Origin of the sequence: Kitasatospora sp. NBC_00240 (assembly GCF_026342405.1) — a bacterium.
Classification (GTDB): Bacteria; Actinomycetota; Actinomycetes; order Streptomycetales; family Streptomycetaceae; genus Kitasatospora.
Window position 1 is genome coordinate 2,930,719 of sequence record NZ_JAPEMU010000001.1, and the last position, 17,718, is coordinate 2,948,436.

The 17,718-nt window shown below is 70.2% G+C and carries 13 protein-coding genes and 2 pseudogenes; 5 read left to right on the forward strand and 10 right to left on the reverse strand.

Translation table 11 applies throughout. The annotated features are described in order from the left end of the window. Positions 1-24: 24 nt before the first annotated feature. Positions 25-2,166 (forward strand): UvrD-helicase domain-containing protein, encoded by a 2,142-nt coding sequence (locus tag OG689_RS12375; protein ID WP_266320141.1) that lies wholly within the window; start codon positions 25-27, stop codon positions 2,164-2,166. A gap of 117 nt (positions 2,167-2,283) precedes the next feature. Here OG689_RS12375 and OG689_RS12380 read toward each other — a convergent pair whose 3' ends face one another. From OG689_RS12380 to OG689_RS12420, 9 genes are all read right to left on the reverse strand, one after another. Next, positions 2,284-4,398, reverse strand: a complete 2,115-nt coding sequence (locus OG689_RS12380; RefSeq protein WP_266320143.1) for an RNA-directed DNA polymerase — start codon at positions 4,396-4,398, stop codon at positions 2,284-2,286. A 592-nt stretch (positions 4,399-4,990) separates the two neighbouring features. Continuing rightward, on the reverse strand, positions 4,991-5,860 hold the full coding sequence (locus tag OG689_RS12385) for a PhzF family phenazine biosynthesis isomerase (protein ID WP_266320144.1): 870 nt from the start codon (positions 5,858-5,860) through the stop codon (positions 4,991-4,993). A 34-nt stretch (positions 5,861-5,894) separates the two neighbouring features. After that, positions 5,895-6,776 (reverse strand): phytanoyl-CoA dioxygenase family protein, encoded by an 882-nt coding sequence (locus OG689_RS12390; RefSeq protein ID WP_266320146.1) that lies wholly within the window; start codon positions 6,774-6,776, stop codon positions 5,895-5,897. A 91-nt stretch (positions 6,777-6,867) separates the two neighbouring features. Then, positions 6,868-8,220 (reverse strand): 3-phosphoshikimate 1-carboxyvinyltransferase, encoded by a 1,353-nt coding sequence (gene aroA, locus OG689_RS12395; RefSeq protein ID WP_266320147.1) that lies wholly within the window; start codon positions 8,218-8,220, stop codon positions 6,868-6,870. Between the two features lie 41 nt (positions 8,221-8,261). Beyond that, complete coding sequence (locus tag OG689_RS12400) at positions 8,262-9,011, reverse strand: hypothetical protein (RefSeq protein ID WP_266320149.1); 750 nt, start codon at positions 9,009-9,011, stop codon at positions 8,262-8,264. 43 nt (positions 9,012-9,054) lie between these two features. After that, positions 9,055-10,239, reverse strand: a complete 1,185-nt coding sequence (locus OG689_RS12405) for a malic enzyme-like NAD(P)-binding protein (protein WP_266320151.1) — start codon at positions 10,237-10,239, stop codon at positions 9,055-9,057. After that, positions 10,223-11,539: an ATP-grasp domain-containing protein gene (locus OG689_RS12410; RefSeq protein WP_266320152.1), complete on the reverse strand. Its 1,317-nt coding sequence runs from the start codon at positions 11,537-11,539 to the stop codon at positions 10,223-10,225. Before OG689_RS12410 ends, OG689_RS12405 begins: the two co-directional genes overlap by 17 nt. 34 nt (positions 11,540-11,573) lie before the next feature. Beyond that, a complete protein-coding gene (locus OG689_RS12415) occupies positions 11,574-12,671 on the reverse strand; it encodes a DUF1611 domain-containing protein (RefSeq protein ID WP_266320153.1) in 1,098 nt (365 codons plus the stop codon). 39 nt (positions 12,672-12,710) lie between these two features. After that, positions 12,711-13,952 carry an ATP-grasp domain-containing protein gene (locus OG689_RS12420; protein WP_266320154.1) on the reverse strand — a complete coding sequence of 414 codons (1,242 nt, stop codon included), beginning with the start codon at positions 13,950-13,952 and terminating at the stop codon, positions 12,711-12,713. 581 nt (positions 13,953-14,533) lie between these two features. Here OG689_RS12420 and OG689_RS12425 point away from each other — a divergent pair. From OG689_RS12425 to OG689_RS12435, 3 genes and pseudogenes are all read left to right on the forward strand, one after another. Further along, positions 14,534-14,710: pseudogene (locus tag OG689_RS12425) on the forward strand (response regulator transcription factor); the annotation flags it as partial. 111 nt (positions 14,711-14,821) lie between these two features. Beyond that, positions 14,822-15,010, forward strand: a pseudogene (locus tag OG689_RS12430) (response regulator transcription factor); the annotation flags it as partial. 81 nt (positions 15,011-15,091) lie between these two features. Next, a complete protein-coding gene (locus OG689_RS12435) occupies positions 15,092-16,540 on the forward strand; it encodes an MFS transporter (RefSeq protein ID WP_266320156.1) in 1,449 nt (482 codons plus the stop codon). A 142-nt stretch (positions 16,541-16,682) separates the two neighbouring features. On the opposite strand, the gene OG689_RS12440 is transcribed toward OG689_RS12435, so the two are convergent. After that, positions 16,683-16,946 carry a hypothetical protein gene (locus OG689_RS12440; RefSeq protein ID WP_266320158.1) on the reverse strand — a complete coding sequence of 88 codons (264 nt, stop codon included), beginning with the start codon at positions 16,944-16,946 and terminating at the stop codon, positions 16,683-16,685. A 5-nt stretch (positions 16,947-16,951) separates the two neighbouring features. Between OG689_RS12440 and OG689_RS12445 the strand changes: the two genes are divergently transcribed. Next, entirely contained in the window at positions 16,952-17,209 is a 258-nt protein-coding gene (locus tag OG689_RS12445) for a hypothetical protein (RefSeq protein ID WP_266320160.1), read from the forward strand. The last annotated feature ends 509 nt before the right edge of the window (positions 17,210-17,718 follow it).

The following is a 17,718-nucleotide window of genomic DNA, read 5'->3' on the forward strand; positions in this document are numbered from 1 at the left end:
CAACACTCGGACCCGAGAGGGATCATGCCCCGACTCGCTTTCGCCAACAGCTTCTGGGACGGCTACGACACCCTGGAGAAGCCGATCCGCGCCGGCGTCCGGAAGGCCATGGCCAAGTTCCAGGCCCTGAGCGCCGCCGAACTCAACGCCGACAAGGGCCTTCACCTGGAGTCGGTGGAGAACTCCCGTGATCCGCGCATGCGGACCATCCGCATCACCGGCTTCTGGCGCGGTGTCGTCCTCGCCCCGGACGACGGCAGCGACGTCTTTCTGCTGGTCAACGTCCTGCCGCACGACCACGCGTACTCCTGGGCCGCCAAGCGGCTCTACAGCGCGAACACCGCCACCCGCGCCCTGGAGGTCCGCAACGCCGTCGCCATCGACCAGCTGACCCCGATGTACGAGGAAGTCGCCCGCAAAGCACCCGAGTTGCTCTTCGAGAAGGTGTCCGACAGGGCGCTGCACGAACTCGGCATCGACGCCCAGGTCCTGCGCGCCGTGCGCTCCATCTCGGACAAGGCGCAGTTGGAGGCGTTCGCCACGCTGCTCCCGGAGGACCAGCTGGAAGTGCTGCAGTACCTCGCGGAGGGCTTCACCCCGGACGACGTCTACCGGGACGTCGTCACGGTGCGCCGTCCGTCCGGCTCCCCGTCCGAGCCGATCGAGGACCTGGCCACCGTCATCGCGAACACCGCGGCACGCATCCGGATCGTCACCGGGGCGGAGGAGCTGGAGGAGGTTCTGGAGAAGCCGTTCGCCGCCTGGCGCGTCTTCTTGCACCCGTCCCAGCGGCGCGTCGCCTTCCGCACGTCCTACGGCGGCCCGGTCCAGGTGACCGGCGGTCCGGGCACAGGCAAGACGGTCGCCGCTCTGCACCGCGTCAAGCATCTACTGGGCCGCTCCGACGACAGTCGGATCCTGCTCGCGACGTACACCAACGCGCTCGCCGCCGGCCTGCGCGACAACCTCGACCTGCTCCTCGACGGCGAGGAGGCACTGCTCGGACGGGTCGACGTCACCACCGTCGACGCCTACGCCAACGGATTCGTACGCAGCCAGGACTCGCGCGTACCGGTGCCGCTCGGCGACCGGGAGCAACAACAGCTGTGGGGCAGGGTCGCCAAGCGGCTCGACCTGCCGTTCACCGAGAGATTCCTCGCACAGGAGTACCGTCACGTGGTACTGGGCCAGAACCTGCGCGACCTCGACTCCTACCTCGCAGCCTCCCGCAACGGGCGGGGGACCGGGTTGGGACCGGGCCGGCGCAAGCTGCTGTGGGAGGGCGTCGAGCTCTTCGAACAGACCCTGCGCGACCACGGCGAGACCAGCCACCTGCGCATCTGCGCCCGGGCCGCCGACCTGCTCTCCCAACGGGGGCCGACGCATCAGCACGTCGTCGTCGACGAGGCCCAGGACCTGCACCCGGCCCAGTGGCGGGTGCTGCGCGCGGCCGTCGCCACCGGCCCCGACGACCTGTTCCTCACCGGCGACCCGCACCAGCGCATCTACGATTCGCGCGTCACACTCAGCTCCCTCGGCATCCAGACCTCGGGCCGCAGCTTCCGACTGCGCGTCAACTACCGTTCCACCGAAGAGATTCTGGCCTGGTCGGCGAGGCTGCTCGCCCCGGTTGCGGTCGACTCCCTCGAAGGCGACGGCACCGACTCCCTCGCCGGCTACCGCTCGCTGTTGCACGGCCGTCGGCCGGAGACGCACGGTTACCCGAACCGGCAGCAGGAGGTGACGGCACTCGTCGAACAGATCCAGCAGTGGATCGCGGACGGCATCGCACCGGGCGAGATCGGCGTCTGCGCCCGCTTCAACCTGGCCCTGGACAAGGCCGCGGAGAAGCTGAAAGCGGCTGGGGTGCCGATCGCCCGCGTCAAGGGACAGGTCATGACCGGCAATCCCGGAGTGCGGCTGGCGACGATGCACTTCATGAAGGGGCTGGAGTTCCGGGCGGTCGCCGTTCTCGGCGCGTCGGCTGATGCCGTACCTTTCTCCCGGGAAATCACACCTGCCGATGCCGACCCGCTGCAGCACCAGTCCGACCTGCTGCGTGAACGCTGTCTGCTGTTCGTCGCCTGCACCCGCGCACGGGAAGCACTTCGGGTGACATGGAGCGGGGAGCCCAGCCCGTTCCTCCCACCCTCGGAACGAACGTGAGGACCCCTGGACTCCGGAGGAAGGGGCGTACGCCCGCGGCCGTCAGTGCGATCCGGTGCGGAGCAGCAGGAGCGCACGTTTCTACCCCGCCCCGACGCGCACGCCGTGGCGCGCCGATCACTCCTTTGACCTCCGAAGCTTGGAGGCGGGGATACGCTTTTTGCCCATGTCGGTGATCAGGCCAGCCGCCTTGAATGTGAGATTGAGGGCGACCGTCTCAGGAACCTGCCGGGTGGGACCGAGATGTCCGGTGATGTAGTCACCCATCCGGACCTCAGGATCCAGACGCTTGAGAACCATGTAGGCGATGGACTCGGCCTCGACCTCGTTGCGTGCATGTAGCTCCTCGGCCTCCTTGTCCGAGGAAGGCTTCACGTACCGGTCGGACCAGGTTCCCCCAGGGCCGGCGCCGAGGTGTCCGCAGAACAGGTGGCCGAGCTCGTGGGCAAGCGTGGCGTACCGGTCCAGCAGTGGCAGGTTCTGGTTGACCTCGATCTCGAACAGCATCGGGTATGCCTCCGGCCTGTCTCCAGGCCTGCTGCCAGGACGCTCGACCAGTCCGTGCTGCCTGCTGCGGTACGTACGCCCGCAGGAGGTGGCCCCGTGGTTGACCAGGGTGAGCCGGATCCCCAGGGGCGCGAGGTTCGTCTCGGTGTGACGCCAGACCTCGGCCACCTCCTTCTCCTCGGCTCGGGAGGACACCGACACCGGGGCCGTGATCGCCTTGGGCAGCGGCAGGGCCCCGGGCAGGGCCTCGGTGTCCCCGACGTCGTACACGAGCATGTAGGGCCCACGGGGCTGGAAGATCAGCAGCGGCTGGGCGCCGGGCTTGAGCACCCGCCGGTACTTCGACTTCCACTCCGAGGAGGACAGAACATACCGCGCTCCCGGCTTCTGGATGTGGACCACCATCGCGTTGAAGGGTGCATACCGCTTGAACCGGCCGACGAACTCGAGCATCCGCAGGTAGTCCGATGACGAACGATAGCGCTGGGCGCCACGGACGAGGTCGTCGATCGAGGCCTTGGCCAGGTTCTCCTGGGAGGCTTCGACCTCCTCCTCCCACGGCAGATCGAGCCCGAGCTGCCCGATCTCCGGGTCCTCGGCCTTGAGGGGAATCTCGCGCAACCGCTTCCAGTCTGTGAGTTGCCCTTCCGCCCAGCCAGGTTCGACCATGTGCGCAAACGACAGCAGCCCGGTCACGTGGGCGTCCAACGCCGCCAGATCCTTGAAGTTCTGGTGCCGGCGATGCTGCTCCACACCGAACGAGGCCGCCCCTCGCACATGCTTGGTGATGCGGCGCTTGTACTCGCGCGTCAGGCGGGGAACAGGGCCGTCGACGAGGATGCCCAGCACACTGCGGCGTGCGCCGGGGCGGGCGACATAGGTCTTCTTCGTGTTGATTCTCATGCCCAGCGGTTCCAGAGCCTTCTTCACTCCGGCCACAAGACGGTCGACGACGTCGTGGTGGACGAGCGCACGGCTGGAGAAGTACAGGTCGTCGCTGTAGCGGGTGTAGCGCAGCCCCAAGGACTCCGCCTGGTGGGTGACGACAGCGTCGACGCCCCGCATGACGATGTTCGACAGGTACCCGCTTGTCGGCGCACCCTGCGGCAGGAACCCCTCGCGGGTGTGCTTGTGGACCAGGCTTGGCCGACGCACATCGAAGCTCTGTCCGGTGGCCTCCAGATACACGTTGCGATACCCGGTGCCACGGTTCGTCCAGGTCTCGCTCGGCGCAGGTGGCGACACCGTGACCAGCCGGACCATGGTGTACGTGCCCAGAGTGCGGCCCGTACGCCGCAAACCGATCTCCGGACGGCCGTTGTCCCTCACAAGATCGATCCGGTATTCGCGCTCCGTCGGACGAGTCCAGGCATCCTTCAGAGCGGCATGGACGTGTCGTTCCCGGATGCTCCCGAAGAAGTCGGCAATGTCCAGGCGAATCACGGTGTGGGCGCGCAGGTGAACAGCAGCGCAGTCCACGACCGAGCGACCACCTCGGTAGGCGAACGCCGCCGGGTGCGGCTGGGACTCGGCCGGAAGCGTTTCCAGCCGGGCAAGGATCTCCTGCTGCATCCCGGACAACCTCGGAACCGGGGCATGCAGGGCCCTCAGCCCACCACTGCGCTTGGGGATCCGATGCTCGATGTACGGGTAGATCGCGCCGCTGACCACCGCCTTGAGAAACTGCGCCGGGGTCAAGTCCGCGAAGTCGTCTGCCGTCGTCACCGAGCCGCCTCGTTCCCGCTTGTGAGACGCAGTCGGCGAGCCTCACCTTGAGCGTTCCACCGCCCCTTCCCGGGCGGTCCGCTGTATCCCTCCGCCACCCCGTGCAAGCACGGGGCCCGACCCCGGGCGCCTGATGTGATCAGCACCGAACGCCCCGGACCGGAGGGCCCATCGCCAGGGATGGGTTCCTGAGACCCGCCGACTGCGTGAATCAGATCGTAGTCCCCCACACGTCGAACTCATCGCGGAGGGCCGCCTGCTGACACACCGAACCCGCTGTCTCGTTCGGCTCCGAACCCTGTCGGACCCCACCCGCCCGGCATCGACGTTTTGAGGAGCTACTGCTGACGGAGCAACTGCTCGCTGAGTCTGCATCCTGGTAGGTGCCCCGGCGTACACGGTCGCCCAGGGTGGCCGGACAGCGGGCGCAGAGCATCCGGGCGGGCCGGCCGCGTTGTCCGACGGCTTCGTCGAGGGCGGTCCGGACGTCGCGGGTGGTCCCACCTGCCGCTCTACGGCCTGGGCCTGCTGGTGGTGGGCGCGCACAGTGAGCGCCCCCCGCTGCCGCTGTCGCCGGCCGCAGAGCGGCAGGTCAGCCGACCGCGAGCTTCGCGGCGCCGCCGAGGCGGATCACGGCGCCCGGCCCGCCCGGGGCGGCCGACGCGGTGATGGTGGCGGGGCTGCCCAGGGCGTCGCCCATGTCGACGGCGATCTCGGTGACGCCGCGGCCGGCCAGGTGGGCGGCCAGGCAGGCGGTGCTGTTGGCGTTGGCGATGTCCTCCGGCACGCCGATCGAGGGCGCGAACATCCGGGCGGCGAGGGTGCCGTCGGCGGACGGGGTGGAGTAGACGTAGGCGCCGAGCAGACCGAAGCGGTCGCAGGCCTCGCGGAGCCGGTCGAGATCCGGGGCGAGCGAGGCGAGCGCGGCGCGGTCGGCGACCGGCACCAGAATCCGCTCCCGACCCACTCCGGCGATCCGTACGTCCGGCCCCGCGCCGTCCGGCCCGAGCCCGAGGGCGGGCAGCACGAGGGCCCGCTCGTCGGCGGTCGGTTCGCGCAGGTCCACCGGGCCCGGGTCGAAGGAGGCGACCAGCCGGTCACCGTCCGGGTCGCACCAGCCGTCGAAGGACCGCTGCGAGGTCCGCAGTACGGCCCGGTAGGGCTTCCCGGCCCCGGCCCGGGCGGCGAGGAAGGCCAGCGCGGCCACCGTGCCGTGGCCGCAGGCGGGGAGTTCCTCCTCGGCCGTGAAGAAACGGAGGCCGACCGTCGGCAGGCCTGCCCCCTCGGTGGATGCCGAGGGGGCCGACCGGAGGAGGACGGCGTGGGAGGTGCCCCACTCCACGGGCACCCGGCGGCACTGCTCGTCCGACAGCGGCTCGTCGAGAAGGACGATCGCCGTGGGGCTGCCACCCGTGTCGCCCCGCAGGCAGGCGTCGACGAGGGTGACGGACGGTGTGCTCACCACAGCCCTGCCTTCGACTGCCGTGCGGCTGAGGTCACTTCGATTCCTCCACGGTCGCGTACCCGGTGGTCGTGGCGGTGTCCGTGACGTGCGCGCCCTCCTGCAGCTGGAAGAGCGAGCCGAAGGGCCGCTCCGCCAGGGGGAGCCGCCAACTGCCCGCCTCCACCCGCGCCGTGTCGGAGACCTTACCGCGCAGCAGGGTCACTCCGGGCTCGTTGTGGCCGGCGTGCGCGCCGAAGTGGACGGGGTAGGCGTCGGCGGCCCGGTAGGCCGGGAGGAAGGTGCGGCGGAACCGGTCGGACCGGTTCGGGGAGGAGTAGTGCAGGAGCAGGCAGTGGATGAAGACCACGCTCCCGGCGGGCGCCTCGATCGGCACGGCGAGCGCCGGGTCCGGCACCCCGTCACCCGCCGCCTTGCCGCGGAAGTACCCGTCGACGTAATGGTTGACCAGACCGTTCCGGTGCGAGCCGGGGACGGCCTGGAGGCAGGAGTTCTCGACGGAGGCGTCGTCGAAGTAGACCAGGGCCGTCACCAGGTCGGTGTTGGTGTGCGGGTAGTAGGCGAAGTCCTGGTGCCAGTCCACCTCGCTGCCGACCTTCGGGGCCTTGAGGTGGAGCTTGCTGTAGTGGAACAGGACGTCGGGGCCGATGAGTGCCTCGACGTGGTCGAGCAGACGCGGGTGGGCCGCCGCCCGTTCGAACGCAACGTGCTGCTTGGTGGGCGACCAGATCCGGCGGGCCAGGCCGGGGCTGCCGGGCTCCACCTCGGCCACCGAGCCGAGGTCGGGGACGTCGAGGACCTCCGTGACGGCGGCGGTGAGTTCGGCCACCTCGCTCGGGTCGAAGAGCCGTTCCACCACCGCGAAACCGTTCTCGCGGTAGTCCTGCACGAACTTGGCCATGTCGGGTCCGGACATGTCGGGTTTCCTTTCCGGGTGGAGTGGGACGGTGCCCGGTCCTGGTCCGACGGGGTGCGCCGCACCGGGCGGCGGCGCACCCCGTCGCCGGTCAGCCCGCGGTGCCGGCCGGCACCGCGGCGGCAGCGCCGACGGTCTCCGTGACCACGCCCGCCTTGGCGAACTCCTCGAAGAACCCGGGGAAGGAGAGCCGGACCTCCTCGGAACCGGAGTACCGGTTGGCCGATTCCATCCGCAGGCCGGCCACGAACAGCGACATGAAGATCCGGTGGTCGCCCCAGTGCGAGAAGGTGACCCCGCCGGGGTAGCTCGACGCGCCGCGGACCTCGAACCCGTCGCAGACCCCGCGCTCGTACAGCGGCTTGATCGCGACGCCCGCCTTGGACAGCTCGCTGACCATCGCCTCGACCCGCGAGGCCTTGTGGAAGTGCGTGACCCGGGCGCCCGTGACCCGCATCACGCCGTCGACGTAGGCGCCGATCGCCGCGAGCGTGGGCACGATGTTGGGGCAGTCGGTGGCGTCGATGTCGAAGGTGCCGCCCAGACTGTCCGCCGGCGTGTCGACCGTCAGCCGGGAGGTGGTGCGGTCGAGCGTGGTCCGCACCCCGAGGCGCTCCAGGATGGGGATCATCGCCGACTCGCCCTGGGTGGTGCTGCCGTGGACCCCGGTGAAGACCGTCCGGCCGGGGTAGAGCGCGGCGGCCGCGAGCAGGTACGAGGCCGAGGTCCAGTCCTCGTGGACGGCGGTGTCCCGGGCCGAGTACGCCCCCGGCTCCACCCGGAAGCGCCGGTGGTCGGCGGAGACGGTCACCTCGATCCCCGCCTGCCGCAGGGTGTGCAGCGTCTGGTCGATGTACGACTTGGAGTGGACCCGGCCGGCCACCTCGATCTCCACCGGACGCTCGGCGAACGGGGCGGCGAACAGGATGGCGGTGATGAACTGCGAGCTGACGTCGCCGGGCAGCCGGCAGACTCCGCCCGCGAGGCGTTCGCACCAGCTGACGACGGGTGCGGTGCCCTCCCCGCAGATGGAGTCGATGTCGGCGCCGAGCTCGTGCAGCGCGTCGAGCAGCGGAGACATCACCCGTCGGCACAGGGTCGCGTCGCCGGTCACCAGCACCGGCGACCGCAGCACCGAGCTCAGCGCCGTCATGGTGCGGAAGACCAGGCCCGACCCGTCGGACTGGATCATCATCGGCCCGCGGTCCCGCAGCGTCCCGCCGACACCGGTGATGTCGAGGTGGCCGTCGCTCTCGACGATCTCGGCACCCAGGGCGCGGCAGGCGCGCTTCATGGTCTCGGTCTCGGCGCAGCGGAGGTCGTTGACCACGCGGGAGCGGCCCTGGGCCAGGGTGCCCGCCAGGATCGCGCGCTGGGTCTCGGGCTTCGAGGAGGGGATGCGGAAGGTCCCCGCGAAGCTCCGGATGGGTTCGGCTCTGAGCAACCTGTCGTCCGCGCCCCCTGGTCCCGGCGTCGGCGCCCCGGTCACGCGGCGTTCCGGGTGTGCTTGGCCACGGTGTCCTCGTAGATCTCGCGGAAGAACATGGCGAGGATCTCCTGGACGTCGTCGATGTACTTGAACACCGACTGGAAGTCCTCCTCGCTGAAGATCAGCTGGACGAGGACGTTCCACATCTCCATCGAGTGGTCCTCGGTGGTGTCCACGTGGAGGTGGGCGGCCTGGCCCTTGACCTTCTCCTTGCCCAGCTTCTCCTGGAGCGACTTGACGATGGTCGGCTGCAGCTTGGCCTGGGTGTACTCGACCAGGTAGTTCGAGACGACCGGGGCGATCGCCGACTCGTGCTCCAGGGCGTAGTAGAAGAAGCCCTCGAACAGCTTGGTCGACAGGTAGGGCTCGGTCTCCTCGATCTCCTTCAGCGAGACGCCCACCGCCTCGCAGTCGCTGACGTAGAGCTTGTCGTGCAGCATCTCGTCGGCCTGGTAGTGGGCGTAGTCCTGGGCGGCCCTGGGCGAGATCTGGGCGATCTTGTAGATGGCCTTGGACTGGCTCACCCGCGAGAGCCGGATGCGCCACACGTGCTCGATCAGGGTGCGACGGTAGTACGCCTGGTGGAGCTCCGGGTCGCTCATGTGGGAGGCGAACGGAACGGTGGCCTTCCACTCAGCCATCTTCTTGTCCATGTACCGGTCGAGCTCGGCCTTCTTCTCCAGCCCCTGCTGCTCGGTGAAGAACGGCTTCGGGTGGGTGATACCGGTGTTGTGCACACGGTTCATCGCGCTCTCCTTGGGGTGTCGGAATCCGCCTCGGGCGGGCGGCTCACAGTGAAAGGACTCGGGGGGCGGTGCCCGGCGCGGTGGCGGCCTCGGCCACCGCCTTGGCCACGTGCCGGGCCACGCCGTCGAAGATGTCGGGGACGATCCGGCCCCGGTCGAGCGCCTCGTCGTCGACGAGGCCCGCGATCGCCAGGGCCGCGGCGGCCTTCATCTCCTCGGTGATGCTGCGGGCTCCCGCGTCGAAGGCGCCCCGGAAGATCCCGGGGTAGCAGAGCCCGCAGTCGATCTGGTTCGGCAGGTCGCTGCGGCCCGTGGCCAGCACCGCGACGATGTCGCGGACCTCCTCGGGCATGAACTCGGGGTACGGGTTGGACAGGGCGAAGACCACCGGCCGCGCGGCCATGGTGCGCAGGTCCTCGGGATCGAGGACGCCCCGGCCGGCGAAGCCGACGAAGACGTCCGCGCCGGCCAGGACGGCGCGCAGCGGCCCGCGCTCCTGGCCGGGGTTGGTGTGCTCGGCAAACCACGCCTTGGCCCCGGTGAGGCCCGTCCGGCCCCGGTGCAGGGCGCCCTGCCGGTCGCAGACGACGATGTGGCGGACGCCGACGCTCATGAAGAGCCGGGCCGTCGAGGTGCCGGCGGCACCGACCCCGGCCACGACGACCTTGAGCTCGCCGACCTGCTTGCCCACCAGCTTGGCGGCGTTGACCAGCGCCGCGGCGGCCGCCACCGCCGTGGCGTGCTGGTCGTCGTGGAGGACGGGGATCGAGAGCCGCTCGCGCAGCCGGTCCTCGATCTCGAAGCACCTCGGGGCGGAGATGTCCTCCAGCATGATGCCGCCGAAGGTGGGCTCCAGGTGCGTGACCGTCCGGACGATCTCGTCGACGTCCTTGGTCGCGAGACAGATCGGGAAGGCGTCGATGCCGGCGAACTCCTTGAAGAGCAGCGCCTTGCCCTCCATGACCGGCAGCGCCGCCAGCGGGCCGAGGTCGCCCAGGCCCGACACGGCGCTGCCGTCGGTGACGACGGCCACCGTGTTGCGCCTGATGGTCCAGCGGTCGGCGGCGGCGCTGTCGCGGGCGATCTCCCGGGCGACCCGGGTGAACCCCGGGGTGTAGACCCGGGCGAGGTCCTCCCGGTTGCGCAGCGGGACGGTCGCGCGGACCTCCAGCTTGCCGCCGAGGTGGAGGTCGAGAACCGGGTCGTCGGGCTCAGCGGTAGCGGACATGGAAGTGCTCCGTAGCGTGTTTGTCGAGGAAGTCGATCTCGGCTTCCAGGTCGTCGGCCGCCACGTCCCACAGCGCGTCCATGAGGCAGATCGCCCGGTCGGAGTCGTCGAGCCGGGTGCCCTCGGTGACGTGCAGCCGCAGGATCCGGGGCGGTCGGGCGGGCGGGTCGAACCGGACCGACTCGACGGTCCGTCCCTTCTCCCCGTACTTGCTCAGGAACACCGTCGCCCGGGTCGGCCGGCCGTCCCGGAGCGCCTCCAGCTGGGCCGCGGCGGCCAGGCGGTCGTGGAACGCCGCCAGCTCCTCGGCCGGCAGCACCAGTGACTCGGCCCACAGGTCGAGCAGGGAGTACCCGGTCACCGCCCGGACACTGGCGTCGATCAGACTGCCGCCCATCCGGGGGTTGATCTCGATGATCTCCCAACGCCGCTTCGCCGGCCAGTACTTGACCTCGACGTGGAAGACACCTGCGGTCAGCCCGCGCGCATCGAGCTCCGCGAAGCAGCTGGAGACGTACTCGGCTCCCTCCAGCACGAGTTGACGGTCGATGCCGACCGGCGGGCTGACCGACATCCCCTCCAGGGTGGTCCGCTCCAGCCGTTCGACCCGCGCCTTCTCGTGGATGCACAGGTGGTGCACCCGTCCGTCGGCCACGACGGTCTCGAAGCTGAACTCCGGGCCCTCGACGTACTCCTCGACCAGGAAGTCGTAGCGCTCCATGAAGATCGCCTTCATCCTGGCGTCACTGCGCATCTGCTGCTGCAGCTGCGGGAGATCCGCCAGGTCCCGGACGTCCTCCAGGACGAAGGCCGCGAAGGACGAGGCCCCGCGCACCGGTTTGACGAACCACCGGGCGGCCGGGTCGAGCTCGGGCACCACACCGGGCGTCAGCCGCCGGACCCGGACGTCGCTCAGGCCACGGTCACGGAGGAACCGGCGCAGCTCGTACTTGTCGAGGCACAGCCGCAGGGCGGCCTCCGAGGAATCGCGGGCGCCCAGCTGCTCGTTGAGTTCGGCCATCAGGAGCCGGTAGCCCTCGAAGGTGGCCAGCGCCGCCTCGACCTGGTAGCCGCGGGCCGCGAACTCGCGCACGGCCTTGTCCACGTCACCGGACCGCAGCTCCGGTTCCTCGGTCACCACGAGGTCGGAGAGGTGGCGGCGGGTGGCCTCCAGCACCTCCGGCTTCTCCGGCCGAGAGCTGAGCGCGATCAGGTCGAGCCCGAGCCCGGCGGCCGCCGCGGCAGCCTCCTCGGTGAACGACTTGCCCTGGTGCATCAGGAGCAGAACTGCCTTCTTCATCCGTACGCCTCCCCCCTGCGGACCTGGTCCGCGCTCAGCCTCGCCGCCGGATCGCCGCGACGTCCGCGTTCGCCCGCTGGTGGTCACGGAGGATGTCCACCAGCCGCGCCGCTCCGCCCGGACGGACGGGGTCGACGACGGGCAGCCCCGTCTCGGCCGCCAGCTTGTCGGCCTCCCGCCGGTACTCCTCCTCGGTGAAGCCCGCGCTGTTAACGCTGACGGCGGCGACCTTGGCAGGCCGCTCGAAGACGGTCAGTTCCTCGTTCATCCGGATGAGCTCGGGGATCGGGATGATGGGCGTGTCCCAGACCTTGGTGCGCTCGGCACCCAGTCGGTGGCAGAAGACCAGGGCGTTCGGCAGCGCGCCGTGCAGGATCGCGAGGGCGACGCCGCTGGCCGCGATGTGGTTGAGCGACCCCTGCCCCTCGACGACCACCCAGTCGTTCCCGACGGCGGCCTCCAGGACCACCTGCTCGACGCTGCCGCCCATGAAGTCGCCCGGCACCCCGTCGACGGCGACACCGTGCCCGGAGATCATCATGCCGCTCTGGCCGGTGGCCGCGAAGCCGGTCGGGATGCCGCGCCGGTTGGCCTCCTGGTAGATCTGCAGCGCCGCGGTCTTCTTGCCGATGTTGGAGTCACTGCCGCAGGTGTGGATGATCCAGCTGTCCAGGTCCAGCACCCGTGCCTTGTTGAGCGGCACCTCCGGGGCGTCCTTGGTCTCCCAGACGGTGACGCCCTTCTCGGCGACGGCCCGGGCGATGTCCGGGTCACCGGTCAGCCGGAAGTGGATCGAGTTGACGAGGTGCAGCCCGTTCCGGACGGCCGAGAGCAGGTGCGGCTTCCAGTCGGCGGGCAGCTCCGCGGAGTGGAGCCCCTTGCCGATGATCAGGACCTCGGGGCGCAGGTGAAGCACCTCGTCGAGGCCGGCGACGACCGGAATCGATCCGCCGTAGCCGAGGACGTCCTGCACGGTCCGGCCTGCCTGGCTGCCGTCGATGACGGCGACGCAGGAGTCGGCCCGGTAGCGGAGCAGGGAGGCCGCGATCTTGCTGGAGAAGAGGCCGAAGCAGCCTTCGGCGAACAGAACGAACTTCCGGTTGACCAGCTCCGCATGGTTCAACTGATCCACGGTTCCTCCACAGAATCGACGGTTCGGGGTACGGGTGCGTCAATGGACGGGCACGGCCGTCAGCCGGTACCGGGCGCGCACCTGCTGCATGGCCTCTTCGATCTGTGCCGGGGTCCCGCCGCGGAAGAGGAAGCGCCCGCCCTGGAGCGTGGCGTACGACCCGGGCCGCAGGACCAGCACTTCCTCCGGCCGGGGCACCAGTTCGCGGTAGAGGAAGGGGACTTCGCCGAGCAAGGGGGTGGCGGAGAGCACCTTCTGGGGCATCGGCCTCGGCCCCTGGATGGTCAGCCAACCACCGCTCAGGCCCGTCTCGGCCACGGGCCGGCCCACCGGCCGGCCGAGCAGGACGTCGACCCACAACCGGAACAGGTTCACCCCGTGGACGTCGTGGATCACGTCCGGGACATCGGCCCCCGCCACCCGTGCACCGACCTCGAGGAACACCAACTCGTCCCCGGTGTCGAAGAGTTCGAGGTGGAATGCCGAGCTCTTCAGGCCCAGGGCGGCCAGGCATTGCAGAGCGAAGCTCTCGCAGCGCTCGCGCAGCGCGGCGTCGGTCTGGAGCACCGATCCGAGCGGTGTGCCCCGGAGTTCGAAGTCCAGGCAGCTGGCCACGTAGCGCGAGGTGCACCGGAACAGCGGTTCGCCCCGCTCGTCCAAAACGCCGTCCACGTGCAGGATCTCGCCCTGCACGTACTCCTCGATCTCATGACCGCGCAGGTCCCGGTCGGCACACCAGGCCTGGAGCTCGCCCTCCGAGCCGATCTCGCGCACGCCCTGACTGGACGCTCCGCTCACCGGCTTGACGATCACCGGATAGCCGAACTCCTCTGCCTTCCGGATCACTTGCTCGGGGGACTCGCAGGTTGCCCACCGCGGCACCCGCAGCCCGGCGCGCGCCACCACGTCCTTCATGACGGTCTTGTCGCGGAACCGCGCGGTCTCCGCGCGAGTGGCACCCGGTATGCCGTAGCGCTCGCGTACCATGGCCGCAAGGTCCAGCAGCAGCTCCGAGAAGCCGATGACGTGGTCGAACGGGCCCTCCGCACGGACCACCTCGTCCAGGCGGCCCAGGAAGTCGTCGACATCCGCGAAGTCCGGTACGACGTGGACGCGTTCGGCTCCTTCGGGCACGCCGCTGCGGCCGCCCTCGTCGCAGACGTAGGTGACGTGGTCCCGCTCCGCCCGGAAGAGGTCCTCGGGGCCGGCGAGCCGGTTCTCCCAGCGTCGGCCGTCGGTGGGCCGGGGCCAGCGGTTCAAGAAGAGGATCTTGCCCAACATGAGGAATCCCGTCCTTCGCCACTCGCGGGGCCTCGGCGGCCGCCCGGCCTACCCGGTCGCTCGCTGCTCATCCTGACAGCCGCCCGCCACCGCCTGAATAGGACCAAGGTCCCACCCCCGGCGAATCGGAAGGTAAGCTTCCAGTTCGCAGCCCAACTCCGTGCCCACATATTGAGAACCGGAGCACTTGATTCCGTTTCATGATGCCGGTCGACACCACCGACCGGGGGGGCGCCACCGGTCGCCGGCTTCCCTTCACGGCGCGAGGAATTCACCGGAGAACTGCGTCATATGCACTCGTACGGCCGGCCACCCACTCCCTCGATCACTCTCCGCTTCGGGTCGGCTACGCACGGAAGTGCGGCCGACCAGCGAAAATGCCATTTGACGATCATGCGTCAAGGACGTACTGTCCAGATCCATGGGGGTTCCAGCTGCAATACGTCGCGCGCCGGGCCGTTTCTGCCCCGCCGACCCCCTCGCTGCAGCCGCCTCATGCCGAAGAACCGTTCTTCCCCCACGATGATCTTCCGAATGCTTGTTTCTCACAGCCTTCACAAGAGGACGGAAAGAGGCAGGGCATGGCCGAATTGTCATTCACGGCACTCACTTCCCGCGAATACTGCATATTGCGACAGCTGACGCTCGGACTGAGCAACCGGCTTATCGCCCGGAATCTCGACATCTCCGAGAAGACGGTCAAGAACCACCTCAGCAGCATCTACCTGAAGATCGGCGCCACCGACCGCACCCAGGCCGCCCTCCACGCCCAACGCCAAGGCCTGACCGAAGAAGCCCCGGTGGCCCCCGGCGCCGCCCCGGAGACCGAGCGGGCCGGCGGCCGCGCCGCCGGATCGGCCACCCCGGTGCTCAGCGAGCGCGAACGGCACATCCTGCGCCTGCTGGCCCAGGGGCTGAGCAACCGGCTCATCGCGCGTCACCTCACCATCTCCGAGAAGACGGTCAAGAACCACCTCAGCAGCATCTACCTGAAGCTCGGCGCCACCGACCGCACGCAGGCCGCCCTCCACGCCCAGCGCGTGGGCCTCGTCGCCTGACCCGGCTCCTGCGGCGGCAGCCGCAGTGAGTTGCCGTATCGTCAGGCGACGTTGGTGATGCGGTAGTTGGAGGGGGATCCAGTGAGCGTCCGGGGACAGACGGAACAGGCCGGCGGGGCCACGGCGGAGCGGGCCGAGGTGGCACCCGGGTGGCTGGTGGCCAGAGGCCTGATACCCGTGGCGGGCCCCAAGCGCGTCCTCGCGGCGGCGACGTTCGTGAACATGATCGGCAAGGGCCTGTTCATGACCGGGGCGGCGCTCTTCTTCACCCGCTCGGTGGGCATACCGGTCACCCAGGTCGGACTCGGGCTTGGCATCGCCGCACTGATCGGCCTGGTCGCCGGCATTCCGGTCGGCCACCTGGCGGACCGCCGTGGCCCGCGCGGGGTCTACCGGATCGCGCTTGTCGTCCAGGCGTTCGCACTGGCGGCGCTGCTCCTCGTCCACGACTTCCGGTGGCTCGTGGTGTGCATGTCTCTGGTGGAGCTCGCCAACTCGGCGGGCACGGCGGCCCGGGGGCCGCTCACCCGCGCCCTCGGCGCCCCCAACCCGACCCACTTCCGCTCGTACCTGCGCGCCCTCAACAACATCGCCGCGGGGATCGGAGCCCTCACGGCCGGCGTCGTCGTCCAGCTCGACACCCGGGCGGCGTACGTGGCACTGATCCTGGGCAACGCCGCTTCGTTCCTGATCTGCGCGGCTCTCGCCTCCCGCCTGCCCGCGCTGGCGCCGGTCGAGGCGGCGCCGGTCGAGGCGGCGCCGGTCGAGGCGGCGCCGGTCGAGGCGGCGCCGGTCGAGGCGGCGCCGGTCGAGGCGGCGCCGGTCGAGGCGGCGCCGGGCGAGGCTGCGACGGGCGAGACGGCGACGGGCGAGACGGCGACGGGCGAGACGGCGACGGGCAGCGGACCTTGGATCGCCCTCAGGGACAAGCCGTACCTGCTGCTGACCGGGCTGGACGGGATCATGTCGATCCAGACCCAGGTGCTGATCTTCGCCCTGCCGCTGTGGATCATCGGGCACACCACGGCGCCGAGGTGGTTCGTCGGTGCCGGAGTCGCCGTCAACACCGTCCTCGTGGTGTGCCTCCAGGTGCGGGCCAGCCGGGGCATCGACGGCAACATGGCGGCCGGCCGCACGGTGCGGCGGGCGGGAGTGGCGTTCCTGGTCGCGCTCGCCCTCTTCGCGGCCTCCGGCGGGGTGCCGCGCTGGGTCGCGATGACTGTCATCGCGGCCGGCGTGATCGTCTACACGGTCGGCGAACTCTGGCACACCGCCGCCTCGTTCGAGCTGTCCTTCGGTCTCGCCCCGGCACACGCCCAGGGGCAGTACTCCGGCCTGTACGGCATCGGCCAGGGCCTGTCGAGCGCCGTGGGACCACCGCTGCTCGGCATGGTGTGCATCGGCCTCGGCTGGCCCGGCTGGCTGGCCATGGGGCTCGTCTTCCTCCTCGTCGGACTGCTGATGCCGTCCGTCGTGACCTGGTCCGACCGCACCCGCAAACGGACGGTGGCCCTGGACACCGGGGCGTGACAAATCTTCTGACGACAGGTCAGGAGCATTCTGCAATTCGCGCGGTCCCCGGATGCGCGGCGACCCCTGTCCGTTCTACGCACGGCTGCGCGAGGCCGAGCCGGTCCACCTGACACCGTTCGGCTTCCGGGTAATCTCCGGGTCAAGAGTTCTCCACGATCCGCCCCTCACCAGTGAATTCCACCGGGACCGGCGGTGGGCCGAGCACCGCGGCGGCTGGGAAAGCCCCGTGGTGGAGGACACCCGGAGGATCGGGCGCGTCCACGAGGTCGAGTTCGAGGACGAGGACGTCTTCGGCGTCCGGACGCTCCGTCAGTTCGCCGGTCTCGTCCTCGCCGCCCGGGCCGGCGCGGAGGGCCGACTTGAGCTCCCGGACCCCCGATGCCGCCGACGCGGCGCTGTACACCGGACGTGACGGTGACCTCGCCCCCGCCCCCGCCCTCGAGGAGGCCCGGCGCGCCACCGGCGAGCACTACGAACTGCCGCCCGAGGTCTTCCGGCCCTGCGTACTGGCGCTGGTCACTGAAGTTCGCCGACGACACCCCCTACGACCGCACCGAGGCGTACGACGCCGCGGTGCGCCTGGTCCGCGGCTTCGTCGACACCCCGGGCGAAGCCGGCGTCGAGGAGCTCGGCGCGTTCGTCCAGGGCATCCGGCGCATCCGGTGAGGACGGGCACGCGGTGAGCGGGGGCGCCCCCCGTCCTGGTGGTCACCTGCGGGTGGACCGGACGGCGCGCGCCCCGCCGTACCGCTCGGCCCGCGCGAAACTTGCCCGTCCGGTCCACGCGAACTTGCCCGCTCGGCCCAACTGTCCGGGCTCGGACGGGCCGAGCGGGTCCGCCGCGCCAGCACCCCGACGGCCGCCCGGGGTGCGGTTGACCGGCGGCCCGGGGCGAGGGCTGCGACTCCGGTGGACCTGCCGGGACTGCCTGGTGACCGCCCTCCGCTCGGCCCGGGGACCAGCCGCCGCAGTACCGCGCCGTAGGCACCGACGAGGTGCTCACCGCCCTCGGGGTTCCCCGTTCCGGCAGGACCTAGGTCCTATTGTTGGGCGGTCGGTGCGGGTGGCAGGCTTCTCGACCATGAGCTCAGCGGAGATCAGAACCTAGCCCTGACACGGAACCCCGGCCGACCGGTGCACGCCACCAGGACTCGAACTACGCCGACCGCCGGGGC